This window comes from Streptomyces canus, from assembly GCF_030815415.1.
Classification (GTDB): Bacteria; Actinomycetota; Actinomycetes; order Streptomycetales; family Streptomycetaceae; genus Streptomyces; species Streptomyces canus_F.
Genome location: NZ_JAUSWW010000001.1, coordinates 8,144,344 through 8,156,852, shown reverse-complemented (window position 1 = coordinate 8,156,852; position 12,509 = coordinate 8,144,344). Strand labels below are relative to the sequence as shown.

Sequence of the window (12,509 nt, the reverse complement as noted above, 5' to 3'; positions counted from 1 at the left end):
TCATCGATACTTTCCAGTAACGTGCACGAACGGAGCAGGGCATCTCCACAAAGAGACCCCTGGACAGTCGTAGACCCAGCGAAAGGGACGATGTGACCGACATCGAGCGCGTCGGAGTAGTGGGCTGCGGCCAGATGGGGGCCGGCATCGCCGAGGTCTGCGCCCGTTCCGGACTGGACGTGAAGGTCGCCGAGACCACCGGTGAAGCCCTGGAGATCGGCCGGACCCGGCTGTTCAACTCGCTGACGAAGGCCGCCGAACGCGGCAAGATCAGCGAGGAGGAGCGCGACGCGACCCTGGCGCGCCTGTCCTTCACCACCGACCTCGGCGAGTTCTCCGAGCGCGATCTGGTGATCGAGGCCGTCGTCGAGAACGAGCAGGTGAAGACCGAGATCTTCCAGGTGCTCGACCAGGTCATGACGCGCCCGGACGCGATCCTCGCCTCCAACACCTCCTCCATCCCCCTGGTGAAGCTGGCGGTCGCCACCTCGCGCCCCGATCACGTCATCGGCATCCACTTCTTCAACCCGGCCCCGGTGCAGAAGCTCGTCGAGCTGATCCCGGCGCTCACCACGTCCGAGGGCACGATCAGCCGCGCCCAGACCTTCGCCGAGAAGCTGCTCGGCAAGCACGCGATCCGCGCCCAGGACCGCTCCGGGTTCGTGGTCAACGCACTCCTCGTGCCGTATCTGCTCTCCGCCATCCGGATGTTCGAGTCGGGCATCGCGGGCCGCGAGGACATCGACAACGGCATGGAGATGGGCTGCGCCCACCCGATGGGCCCGCTGAAGCTGTCGGACCTGATCGGTCTGGACACGATCGTCTCCATCGCCAATTCGATGTACGACGAGTACAAGGAGCCGCTCTACGCCGCTCCCCCGCTGCTCCAGCGCATGGTCGACGCCGGCCGCCTGGGCCGCAAGACCGGTTCCGGCTTCTACACCTACGGCTGACCGCGTCGCCTGACATCTCCCGGCCGTGTGCACAGTGCCCGTTACAGGGTGCTGATGACACAGTGCGACGAACACGGGCCCGGCACTCTTCGGAGCGCCGGGCCCGCCGTATTCACACACCGTGTGCGCGCCGGGCCCGCATATGCCTGTCGCACACGCTCCCCACGCGCCCACCAGGCGAGTTGACTCTTCATGCGCATGCAAGGGATGTGACGACTACGGAAAGGAGCGGACTAGTGACCGCCGACCCGGAGCATCCCGTGGTCCATGGAGAACTCGCAGAGTTACGCCGCCGACTCGATGTCGCGTACGCGCGCGTCGAGGGAGGGCTCGCTCTGCTCAGCCATCGCACGGAGGAGACGGACAAGGAACTGGACGACCTCAGCGCACGCATCGTCGTACTGGAGCACGCCCGTTGGCCCCTGCCCGCCGTCGCGGCCGTCACGGCCGTGGGCGCGCTGATCGCGACGGTCTGGCAGGCCATCGGGCACTAGAGCGCGGGACGCGGTGGGGGGATTCAGGGCAAAGCGTCCTGCCCGAGCCTGAGATGGTGCAGCAGGAGTAATGCGGCCGCCATGTTGGCGGCCGGGACCTCCCCGCGGGCGACCATGTCGGGGACGAGCTTGAGGGGGACCCATTCCCGGCGGTCCGACTCGAAGTCGTCCACGGGGTGTCCGACGTACTGGCCCTCCTCGGCCCAGTAGATGTGGTGCCGGGCGTCGGTGAGTCCGTTGGACGGTTCCACGCTCATGAGGTGGTGCAGAGGTCCCGGTCGCCAGCCGGTCTCTTCCTCGAGTTCCCTGGCGGCCGCGCACACGATGTCCTCGCCGTCCTCGACGACGCCCGCGGCCAGTTCCCACCCCCAACTATCGGTGATGAAGCGGTGGCGCCACAGGAGGAGGACCTCATTGGCCTCGTTCACCACCGTGGCCACGGCGACGGGCCGCAGCCGTATCAAAAAGTGATCGAGGTGCCGACCGTCCGGCAGCTCGACATCCGCGAGGTTGACGCTGAACCAGCGGTTTTCATACACAGTTTGTTCGTTCTGCTTCGTCCACTGCACGGTTCTGCCACCTTCCGCTGAGTAAGTGGCAATATCGCAGCAGGAGCAGTTCGGCAGCAGACGCAGAACGACCTCTCACCGCCGCAGCGCGGTGTCTTGACAGGGGTTTACAGCGGTACGCGCAGAGCTCCGTCGATGAGTTCGGCCGCTTCTGACGTGCCCGCACAGCCGCTGCGGACCAGGTGTTCGCGTACCGCGCGGAGTCTGTCGCGCAGACGCTGGGACTCCATCCCGCGGGCCTGTTCGGCCATCTGCACCGCGGTGGCCACCGCCTTGTCGGCGTTGCCCTGGCGCAGCTCGATCGTGCTGAGCATCGCGAGCCGGTGCACCCGGCCCCGGTCGTGGGCCGGATTGTCGACGGCCACGGAGGCATGCTCGCGCGCCGCCACCAGCTCGCCGAGGCTGAGCAGCGCCTCCGCCACCTGGACATTGACCAACCCCGGCTGGACATAGCCGGTTTCGTCGGGTTCGTATCCCCGCCGGATGCGTTCGGCGGCCTGCTCGGCACGCCGGATGCAGGACAGCGCGCTCGTGCCGTCGCCGAGGTGCGCGTACGCCTTCGCCTGCATCGCGTACAGGTCGGAGGCGAGCGCGGGGGTGATGTGCCGGCCCGCGGCACGCAGCGCGGCCTCCGCGAAGGCGACGGCCTGCCGGTTCTCCCGCATGAACAGCGACTGGTTGACGAGGAGCGCGATCACATAGGCGCCGAGCCCCCTGTCCCCGCTGGCCTTCGCCAGGCGCAGCGCCTGATGGAAGTACCGCTGGGCAAGACCGTGCGCGTCGGAGTCGTAGGCACAGATCCCGGCGACGGCCACCAACCCGCCTGTGGCCCGGTGGAGTTGACGACCCGTCTCGTCGGTGTAGCTGCCGCGCAGCAGCGGGGCGGCCTCGGCGTTGAGGAAGCCGACGATCCGGGTGCGGGTCGCGATGCCGCCGGCCTTGCGGTACATCTGCTCGTAGTGCGTACGGGCGGCACGCAGCATCTCCAGGTCGCCGGCGGTGACCCGGTGCCGCCCTCCGCGCGACACATCGACGTCCTCGGGCGGGTTCTCCCACTCCCACACCGGCATGACCGCGGGCGTGCCGGTGACCGCGGGGGCGCCCAGTATGTGCGGCCGCTGCTGCTCGTCGGAGCGCCACAGCGCGGTGGCCCGCTCCACGAACCCGGAGAGCGAGGTGACGTGCGGGGCGGAGGGCTCACCGGGGACACCGAGGCCGATGTCGTCGAGGTTGACGGTGCGGTGCAGCCGGGCGGCGAGCACCTCGCAGATCAGGTCGGGCACCTGACCGCGGGGTCGCTGGCCCTTGAGCCATCGTGCTACGGCGGTGTGTTCGTACCGGAGCGCGAGCCCGCGCGCACGTCCGGCCTGGTTCACGTGTGCGGCCAACCCCGCGTGCGAGATTCCCGCTTCGTCCAGGATCGCGTCGAGCAGAGTGTTGGGCTGCATATATGCCCCCCGGGTGGCTCGGTGCCGTCAGAGTAGTGGGTGTGGCTTCACACGGGGTGTGAACGGAGTGCTCGAATCCGTAGCGTGCGCGCACTGTCGCGGAGAGTTTCCAGCCGGTTGACTGAAATGCCTCGCAAGAGGCCGGCCGGGCCGCCGGCTCCCCCCTCGTACAGTGCGGCGGCCCGTCTCCGCGCCGTCCGCCCAGCTGCCTGCCCGACACTCCGTGGCGGGGCGGACGGCTGCCGCCGGCTTGGCAGCACGACCAATCACCGGGTGTCTAAAGGTGCGTTGTCGGCTGCGGCTGCGATGCGGCTGGTCGCGCCCACGCGGCGGAGCCGCATGTCGATACAGCCCCGCGCCCCTGAGGCATACCTCTGGCAACGCTCGTTTCGCAGTACCAGTAGGGCGATGTCATCGGCGGGAGCCCCCGCCGCGTGGCGCAACAGGTCTGCGAAAACAGAACCGAGAACCGCTTGAGGAGGCTCGCCTGCGGCTTTCGCCAAAGCCGTCGGCAGGGAAAAGAACCGGCCATGAGGGTCTCGCGCATCCTCGGCTCCGTCTGTGTGGAGGACCAGGGATTCGCCGGGGAGCAGGAAGCCGCATTGCATGGGCGGCAGTTCGGACGGGAGCGGGAACGGCCCGAGCGGAGGGAGGGGATCCGCTCGGGTCAGGGGGTCGACCCGGGCGCCGCTCAGCAGGTACGGCCACGGGTGGCCGCAGTTCAGTGCGCATACGTCGCCGTCCCGGCCGATCTCCAGAAGCAGTACGGTGACGAACTCCTCGGCGACCGCGTCGTCGTCCCGGGCCCGCTCGCGCAGATGTCTGCCCAGCGCGCGCTCCAACCGGCGCAGCACACCGCCGAGTTCGGGCTCGTCATGGACGGCCTCACGGAAGCTGCCGAGGACGGCGGCGACGGTACCGAGAGCGGCGAGGCCGTGCCCACGGACGTCACCCATGACGACCCGTACGCCGTACTCGGTGGCGATCACCTCGTACAGGTCACCGCCGACAGAGGCACCGCGGTCCGCGGAGAGCTGGGCGGCGGCGATGTCCAGCCCCTCGACGCGGGGCGGGAGCGGTCGCAGCAGGGCACTCTGCGCGGCACCGGCCACCTGCCGGATCTGCCGGAGTTCGCGCAACAGCGCATGCCGGACGTGAAGGATCAGCCCGGTGCCGACGGCGAAGAACACGGCACTGGTCGCGAGGCGTGCCTCGAAGCCGGTCTGCTGGGCGAGCGGACAGGTCAGCTTGTACGAGACCGCCACGGCCCCCCACGCGGTGGGCAACCCCAGCGAGAGCACCCTGCGGGGAAGCCGACCCCTGATACGGATCATGCCGATGGCCCCCCAATAGGCCCAGACAGCACAGAAGGACCGACCCCGAAGGGCCGGTCCGATTCTGTCGACAGCATGACCCGGAAGGACCAGATCACCAGGAAATGTCACTCAATTGAGTGAGGTGACTGCACGCGCCCCTCAGGGGTGCGGGGCTGTGTCGATTTGCGGCTCCGCCGCGTGGGCGCGACCAGCCACAGCTCACCCGCACCCGGCACACGACATCAGCCGCGCAGGACCGCTCCCGTACGCTCACCCGCAAGGGCAACAGCCGCATCCCTCGCAGCTGAAGCCTCATCCACGGTCAGAGTGCGATCAGCCGCCCGGAACCGCAACGCGTACGCGAGCGACTTCTTGCCGTCCCCCAGCTGCTCCGCGTTCTCGTACACGTCGAACAACCGGATCGCCTCAAGAAGCGAACCCGCACCCTCACGCAGCGCGTCCTCGACCTCGGCATGCGGCACGAACTGGTCCACGACCAGCGCCACATCCTGCGTGGCGACAGGGAACGTGGAGATGCCCGGCGCCCGAGGCGTGTCGTCGCCGACGGCCTCCAGCGCATCCAGGTCCAGCTCCATCGCGGAGGTGCGCGCGGGCAGCCCGAACGCCTTCACGACCCGCGGGTGCAGCTCACCGGCGTGCCCGACGACCTTCTCCACGCCCTCGGCGACGACCACGAGCTCGGCGCACCGCCCCGGGTGCCACGGCCCGTACTGCCCACCGCGGACGACCAGTTCGGCACCGGCCTCACGGGCGACGGCCCGGGCCGCCTCGATCGCGTCGGCCCAGTCCGCCGGACGGCCCTTGCCCCACCAGCCGGCCTGCTCACGGGCGCCCGCGAGAACGGCCGCCACATGCCGCGGCTGCGCGGGCAGCGCGGCGTTCAGCGAGGCGAGCTCCTCGTCCGTGGGACGCCGGTCGACGGGCAGCGAAACGGCGACGCGCTGCTCCTCGCGCGGGTTGAAGACCAGGCCCGTCTCGAAGAGGGCCAGGTCGTGCGAGCCCCGTCCGTCGTTGCGCCGCAGCGCACCGAGGAGACCCGGCAGCAGCGACGTACGGAGCGCGGGCTCCTCGTCGTTGAGCGGGTTGGTCAGCTTGACGACGCGGCGGGCCGGGTCGTCGGCCTCCAGCAGAAGCTGGTCGAAGACCTGCTCACCGAGGAAGGGGTAGTTCGGCGCCTCGACGTACCCGGCACCGGCCAGCGCCCGGCCGACGCGGCGGTGCAGCCGCTGCCGGTGGGTGAGGCCGCGGCCCGAGGGGGGCTTGGGCAGCGTGGAGGGCAGGTTCTCGTAGCCCTCCAGGCGGATGACCTCTTCGGCCAGGTCGTTGACCTCGGTGAGGTCGGGACGCCAGGACGGCACGGTGACGATCAGCTCGTCCTGCCCGTACACATCGCAGCCGACCTGCTGGAGACGGCGTACGACGGTCTCGCGGCCGTACTCCACACCCGCGACCTTGTCGGGGTGGTCGGCCGCGACGGCGATGCTGTGCGGCGCCGACGGTGCGGCGACCTCGGTGACACCGGCGTCGGCGGTGCCGCCCGCGAGCAGCACGAGGAGGTCGACGGTGCGCTGGGCCGCGGCCGCGGCGGCCGCCGGGTCGACACCGCGCTCGAAGCGCCGGGACGCCTCGGAGGAGAGCTTGTGGCGCCGGGCCGTACGGGCGATGGAGACCGCGTCGAAGTGCGCGGCCTCGATGACCACGTCGGTCGTGCCTTCGGCTTCCTCGTGGTCGGCGATCTCGGTGTTCGCGCCTCCCATGACACCCGCGAGGCCGATCGGGCCGCGCTCGTCGGTGATGACCAGGTCCTCGGCGTGCAGCTTCCGCTTGGCGCCGTCGAGGGTGACGATCTCCTCGCCCTCACCGGCCCGGCGGACGCCGATGGTGCCCTGGACCAGCTTGCGGTCGTAGGCGTGCAGCGGCTGGCCGAGCTCCATCATCACGTAGTTGGTGATGTCGACGGCGAGCGAGATCGGGCGCATGCCGACCTTCTGGAGCCGGCGCTGGAGCCAGAGCGGGGAGCGGGCCTCGGGGCTGAGACCGCTCACCGTACGGGCCGTGAAGCGGTCGCAGCCGAGCGGCTCGGAGACCTGCACCGGGTAGCCGTACGCGTTGGGGCCCGGGACGTCCAGGAGCGCCGGGTCGCGCAGCGGCAGGCCGTAGGCGATGGCGGTCTCGCGGGCGACGCCGCGGATGGACAGACAGTCGCCGCGGTTGGCGGTGACGGCGATGTCCAGGACCTCGTCGACCAGTTCGAGCAGCTCGATGGCGTCCTTGCCGACCTCGGTCTCCGGCGGCAGCACGATGATGCCGTGGCTGCCGTCGTCGCCCATGCCCAGCTCGTCGCCGGAGCAGATCATGCCGTGGGACGTCTTGCCGTACGTCTTGCGCGCGGAGATCGAGAAGCCGCCCGGCAGGGTGGCACCGGGGAGGACCACGACGACCTTGTCGCCGACGGCGAAGTTGCGGGCGCCGCAGACGATCTCCTGCGGCTCGCCGGTGCCGTTGGCGTGGCCGACGTTCACGGTGCAGAAGCGGATGGGCTTCTTGAACTCGGTCAGCTCCTCGATGGTCAGCACCTGGCCGACGACGAGGGGGCCCTTGAGGTCGGCACCGAGGTGCTCGACGGTCTCGACCTCGAGGCCCGCCGAAATGAGCTTGGCCTGGACGTCACGGCCGGTTTCGGTCGCCGGCAGGTCGACGTACTCCCGCAGCCAGGAAAGCGGGACCCGCATCAGATCTCCATCCCGAACGGCCGAGTGAACCGGACGTCACCCTCGACCATGTCTCGCATGTCTTCGACGTTGTGGCGGAACATCAGCATCCGCTCGATGCCGAACCCGAAGGCGAACCCGCTGTACTTCTCCGGGTCGACGCCGCAGGCGGTCAGCACCTTGGGGTTGACCATGCCGCAGCCGCCGAGCTCGATCCAGCCCTCGCTGGAGCAGGTACGGCAGGGGCGGTCGGGGTTGCCGACGGACTCGCCGCGGCAGACGTAGCAGACCATGTCCATCTCGGCGGACGGCTCGGTGAAGGGGAAGAAGTTCGGCCGCAGCCGGGTCTTCATGCCCTCGCCGAACAGGGACTGGACCATGTGGTCCATGGTGCCCTTGAGGTCGGCCATGGTGAGGCCCTCGTCGACGGCCAGCAGCTCGACCTGGCGGAAGACCGGGGTGTGCGTGGCGTCCAGCTCGTCGGTGCGGTAGACGACACCGGGGCAGATCACGTACACCGGCAGCTCGCGGTCGAGCAGCGAGCGGATCTGCACGGGCGAGGTGTGGGTGCGCAGCACGACGCCGGACTCGGTGCCGCCTTCGGGGCCCTGCACGAAGAAGGTGTCGGCCTCGCCGCGGGCCGGGTGGTCCGGGCCGATGTTGAGGGCGTCGAAGTTGAACCACTCGGCCTCGACCTGCGGGCCCTCGGCGACCTCGTAGCCCATGGCCACGAAGACGTCCTCGATGCGCTCCGACAGGGTGGTGAGCGGGTGGCGGGCGCCGGCCGGTACACGGTCGTACGGCAGCGTGACGTCCACCGACTCCTCGACCAGGACCCGCGCGTCGCGCTCGGCCTCGAGCTCGGTCTGACGGCCTGCGAGCGCCTTGTTCACGGCGCCGCGTGCCTGTCCGACGAGCTTTCCGGCGGCGGCCTTGGCCTGCGGGGGCAGGGCGCCGATCTCGCGGTTGGCGAGGGCCAGCGGCGAGGTGCCGCCGGTGTGGGCGACCTTGGCCTCCTGGAGCGCGTCGAGGGAGTCCGCGGCGGCGAAGGCGGCGAGCGCCTCGTCCCGCATGCGCTCGATCTCTTCTGGCTTCAACGCCTCGACCTCTACAGGGTCGTACGACTTGTTCGGTGCCGACATCTCTTCCCGTGCTTCCGATTGGCTGGCTGAAGGTCCCCGTCACCGACTCACACAGAGGTCAGAGGGCCGTCCATGGGACACAAAGGTGCCAAAGGCCGAGTCTAACGGGGTGGGGGTGTACGCATGCGCCCGTGGGCCGCTAGGCGAGATACGCCGGCGCCGCCACGGGCAACGTAAATCGGAACTCCGCGCCGCCCTCGGGGGCGCGGCCGACGGTGATGGTGCCGCCGTGGGCTTCGACGATGCCCTTGACGATGTACAGCCCGAGGCCCGTGCCGCCGCGCTTGCTGCCCCGCCAGAAGCGGGTGAAGACGCGGTTCATGGACTCCTCCGGGATGCCGGACCCCTCGTCGCTCACCGTGACCGACGTACCGACGTCCTCCCCTTCCCGGGGCGACGCCGAGGGCGTGACGTCAATCGTGACCGTTCCCTCGCCGTGGCGCACGGCATTTTCGAGCAGGTTGCTGAGCACCTGGTCGATCTTGTCGGGGTCGGCCCACAGCATGGGCAGCGGCTGCTCGATGCGCAGCAGGAACCGGTCGGCGGTCTGCCCGGCGGCGACGTAGGCCTGGATGTGCCGCCCCACCGCGGCCCCGATGTCGACGGGCTGGCGCCGCACCTCCAGGCGTCCGGAGTCGATGCGCGAGATGTCGAGCAGCTCGGCGATGAGCCGGGTGACCCGGTCGGCGTCCGCGTCGACGGTCTCCAGCATCAGCCGCTTCTGGTCGTCGGTGAACCGTTCCCACTTCGCGAGCAGCGTGGCGGTGAAGCCCTTGACGGAGGTGAGGGGTGAGCGCAGTTCATGGGCGACGGTGGCGATCAGTTCGGCGTGACTGCGCTCGGTGCGGCGCCGGGCCTCGGTGTCGCGGAGGCACACGACGACGCGGTGGACGGGCCCGAGGGGCTCGGTGCGCACGTACTGCGCGGAGACGAGGACCTCATGTCCGCCGGGAAGGAGCAGATTCCGCTCGGGCTGGCGGCGCCGAATGGCGAGCCCCCCGTAGGGGTCCGTCACCTGCCACCAGCGCCGGCCTTCCAGGTCCTCTAACGGCAGCGCCTTGTCGAGCCGCTGTCCGAGGGCCTCGGCGGCCGGTACGGCGGTGATGCGCTCGGCGGCGGCGTTGAAGCAGACAACCCGTCCGTGCTCGTCGGCGACGACCAGTCCGTCGGGCAGGAGGTCGGGGTCGATGCCGGGCCCGGCCAGGTCACCGGGGCCGGACGCGGACCGGTGCCGCACGTCCCGTGCTCCCGGTGCGCTGCTCGTGCCGACGCTCATGTCCCCGTACCCCACCTCTTCGACGGAGGGCCCCCGAGCTGGTCACCCTACTAGCTCTCGGTGACGGAGCGGCACCCTCCGGAGGCGCGCTGTGCACGGGCCGACGCGTAGAGACATACGGCGGCGGCGGTCGCCAGGTTCAGGCTCTCGGCCTTCCCGTGGATCGGGACGCGCACGACGGCGTCCGCGAGCGCCCGGGTCTCCTCCGGGAGCCCCCACGCCTCGTTCCCGAAGATCCAGGCGGTCGGTCCGCCCATGGTCCCCTTGTCGAGCTCGTCGTCGAGGTCGTCGGTCCCGGCCCCGTCGGCGGCGAGGATCCGCACACCGGCGTCCTTGAGCCCCTGGACCGCCTGCTCCACGGGGACCCCGACGGCGACGGGGAGATGGAAGAGGGAGCCCACGGAGGCCCGCACGGCCTTGGGGTTGTAGAGATCCACGGACGCGTCGGTCAGTACGACGGCCCCGGCCCCGGCGGCGTCCGCGCACCGCAGCACGGTCCCGGCGTTCCCGGGGTCGCGGACGTTCGCGAGCACGGCGACGAGCCGGGGGCGGGCGGCGAGGATCTCCTCGAAGGGAGTGTCGAGGAACCGGCACACACCGACGAGCCCCTGCGGGGCGACGGTGGTGGAGATGTCGGCGATGACGTCCTCGGACGCGAGGTGCACACGCGCTCCGACGGCGCGGGCCTCCCCGATGATCTCGGCGTACCGCTCGGCGGCCTCGACGGTGGCGAACAACTCCACGAGTCCGTGCCCGGCGGCCTCCCGCACGGCCTGCGGCCCCTCGGCCAGGAACAGCCGCTCCTTGCCCCGGAAGTTCCGCTTGGCGAGCCGCCGGGCGGCGGAGACGCGGGGGGAACGGGGGGAGATCAGCTCGGGGGGTGCGGAGTGCATGAGGCTCACTTTCAGAACTACACAACAGGACCCGCAAGCCCAAAAGCCTGCGGGTCCCTCATGTCACGTCGGCGCAAAGCCAGGCGTCAGGCCGCCTTGGGGGCGTTGACGTCGGCCGGCAGAGCCTTCTGCGCGACCTCGACCAGCGCGGCGAACGCGGTGGCGTCGTTGACGGCCAGCTCGGCCAGGATCTTGCGGTCGACCTCGATGTTCGCCGCGTTCAGACCCTGGATGAAGCGGTTGTACGTGATGCCGTTGGCGCGGGCAGCGGCGTTGATGCGCTGGATCCACAGCCGACGGAAGTCACCCTTGCGCTTCTTGCGGTCGTTGTAGTTGTAGACCAGCGAGTGGGTGACCTGCTCCTTGGCCTTGCGGTACAGGCGCGAGCGCTGACCGCGGTAGCCGGAGGCCGCCTCGAGGATCGCCCGGCGCTTCTTGTGGGCGTTGACTGCCCGCTTGACGCGTGCCACTTGTTAACTCCTTGTAGCGGGGCCGTGGTGGGACTCACACGGCCCGGTATCGATAGGGTCCCGGTCCAGACGTACGGCGCTCAGTGAAGGCGCCGGGTACGTCACTTGCCGAGAAGCTTCTTGATCTTCTTGGCGTCGCCCGGGGCCATCTCGGCGTTGCCGGTGAGCCGGCGCGTCACGCGGGACGACTTGTGCTCGAGCAGGTGGCGCTTGCCGGCACGCTCGCGGAGCACCTTGCCGGAGCCGGTGATCTTGAAGCGCTTGCTGGCACCGCTGTGCGACTTGTTCTTCGGCATAGCGCCGTTCTCTCCTCTGGGTGGCGCTCCGGTGCCCGGTCGTGAAACCGGGCACACGGTGGAGCGTCGCTCTTGTATCGGTTACGTCCTGGGGGACTCGCGTCCCCTGGGATCACGCCTCGGCGGGAGCCTCGGCAGGGGCCTCAGCAGGAGCCTCGGCAACAGCGTCGGCGGCCTCGACGTCCTCGCCGTCCTCGCCGTCAGCGTTCACGGCGTCGGGGTCCGCGGCGTTCTGCGACTTGCCGGGGTTGGCCTTCGCTTCAGCCTTGCGGGCTTCCTGCGCCTGGCGCGCCTCGGCCATCGCCTCGGTCTTCTTCTTGTGCGGACCGAGAACCATGATCATGTTTCGGCCGTCCTGCTTCGGGTTCGACTCAACGAAACCGAGGTCCTCGACGTCCGACGCGAGACGCTGCAGCAGTCGGTAGCCGAGTTCCGGCCGGGACTGCTCGCGACCACGGAACATGATCGTGATCTTGACCTTGTCGCCCTGCTTGAGGAACCGAACGACGTGACCCTTCTTGGTGTCATAGTCGTGCGGGTCGATCTTCGGCCGGAGTTTCATCTCCTTGATGACCGTGTGCGCCTGGTTCTTGCGCGCCTCACGGGCCTTCATGGCCGACTCGTACTTGAACTTCCCGTAGTCCATGAGCTTGCACACAGGCGGACGGGCGGTAGCCGCCACCTCGACCAGGTCCAGGTCGTACTCCTGCGCAAGCTCCAGTGCCTTGGCCAGCGGGACAATGCCCACCTGCTCGCCACTGGGACCGACAAGTCGCACCTCTGGAACGCGAATCCGGTCGTTGATGCGGGGCTCGGCGCTGATGGATCCTCCTCGGTTAGCACCACACGGCGGTCTGGCGGACAGCCGCGTTTGTCTCTTTTCGACAGACCTAACCGCGCCGAAGCACAAAAAATGCCCC

Annotated in this window: 10 protein-coding genes and 2 pseudogenes; 2 read left to right on the top strand and 10 right to left on the bottom strand. The window is 69.6% G+C overall.

The genetic code is table 11. From position 1 onward, the window contains the following. The first annotated feature begins 92 nt into the window (after positions 1–92). Positions 93–953, top strand: a complete 861-nt coding sequence (locus tag QF037_RS37710) for a 3-hydroxybutyryl-CoA dehydrogenase (protein ID WP_307033097.1) — start codon at positions 93–95, stop codon at positions 951–953. Between the two features lie 236 nt (positions 954–1,189). After that, positions 1,190–1,447: a hypothetical protein gene (locus QF037_RS37705; protein WP_307033096.1), complete on the top strand. Its 258-nt coding sequence runs from the start codon at positions 1,190–1,192 to the stop codon at positions 1,445–1,447. Between the two features lie 23 nt (positions 1,448–1,470). Here QF037_RS37705 and QF037_RS37700 read toward each other — a convergent pair whose 3' ends face one another. The 10 genes and pseudogenes from QF037_RS37700 to infC form a co-directional block, all read right to left on the bottom strand. Further along, positions 1,471–2,016 (bottom strand): NUDIX hydrolase, encoded by a 546-nt coding sequence (locus QF037_RS37700; protein ID WP_307033094.1) that lies wholly within the window; start codon positions 2,014–2,016, stop codon positions 1,471–1,473. 107 nt (positions 2,017–2,123) lie between these two features. After that, the gene (locus tag QF037_RS37695; RefSeq protein WP_307033092.1) at positions 2,124–3,464 is read right to left on the bottom strand and encodes a transcriptional regulator; all 1,341 of its coding nucleotides are present in this window, start codon (positions 3,462–3,464) and stop codon (positions 2,124–2,126) included. 277 nt (positions 3,465–3,741) lie between these two features. Next, positions 3,742–4,798 (bottom strand): annotated as a pseudogene (locus QF037_RS37690) (PP2C family protein-serine/threonine phosphatase). 224 nt (positions 4,799–5,022) lie between these two features. Then, entirely contained in the window at positions 5,023–7,533 is a 2,511-nt protein-coding gene (gene pheT, locus QF037_RS37685) for a phenylalanine--tRNA ligase subunit beta (RefSeq protein ID WP_307033089.1), read from the bottom strand. Further along, the gene (pheS, locus tag QF037_RS37680; RefSeq protein ID WP_266833369.1) at positions 7,533–8,654 is read right to left on the bottom strand and encodes a phenylalanine--tRNA ligase subunit alpha; all 1,122 of its coding nucleotides are present in this window, start codon (positions 8,652–8,654) and stop codon (positions 7,533–7,535) included. The genes pheT and pheS overlap by 1 nt, the downstream gene beginning before the upstream one ends. A 139-nt stretch (positions 8,655–8,793) precedes the next feature. Then, entirely contained in the window at positions 8,794–9,930 is a 1,137-nt protein-coding gene (locus QF037_RS37675; protein ID WP_307033087.1) for a sensor histidine kinase, read from the bottom strand. A gap of 50 nt (positions 9,931–9,980) precedes the next feature. After that, on the bottom strand, positions 9,981–10,823 hold the full coding sequence (locus QF037_RS37670) for a TrmH family RNA methyltransferase (protein ID WP_307033085.1): 843 nt from the start codon (positions 10,821–10,823) through the stop codon (positions 9,981–9,983). Positions 10,824–10,909: 86 nt separating this feature from the next. Then, positions 10,910–11,293 carry a 50S ribosomal protein L20 gene (rplT, locus tag QF037_RS37665; RefSeq protein WP_020132316.1) on the bottom strand — a complete coding sequence of 128 codons (384 nt, stop codon included), beginning with the start codon at positions 11,291–11,293 and terminating at the stop codon, positions 10,910–10,912. A gap of 101 nt (positions 11,294–11,394) precedes the next feature. Next, positions 11,395–11,589 (bottom strand): 50S ribosomal protein L35, encoded by a 195-nt coding sequence (gene rpmI / locus QF037_RS37660; protein ID WP_019065473.1) that lies wholly within the window; start codon positions 11,587–11,589, stop codon positions 11,395–11,397. 112 nt (positions 11,590–11,701) lie between these two features. After that, positions 11,702–12,437, bottom strand: a pseudogene (gene infC, locus QF037_RS37655) (translation initiation factor IF-3). Positions 12,438–12,509 lie beyond the last annotated feature (72 nt).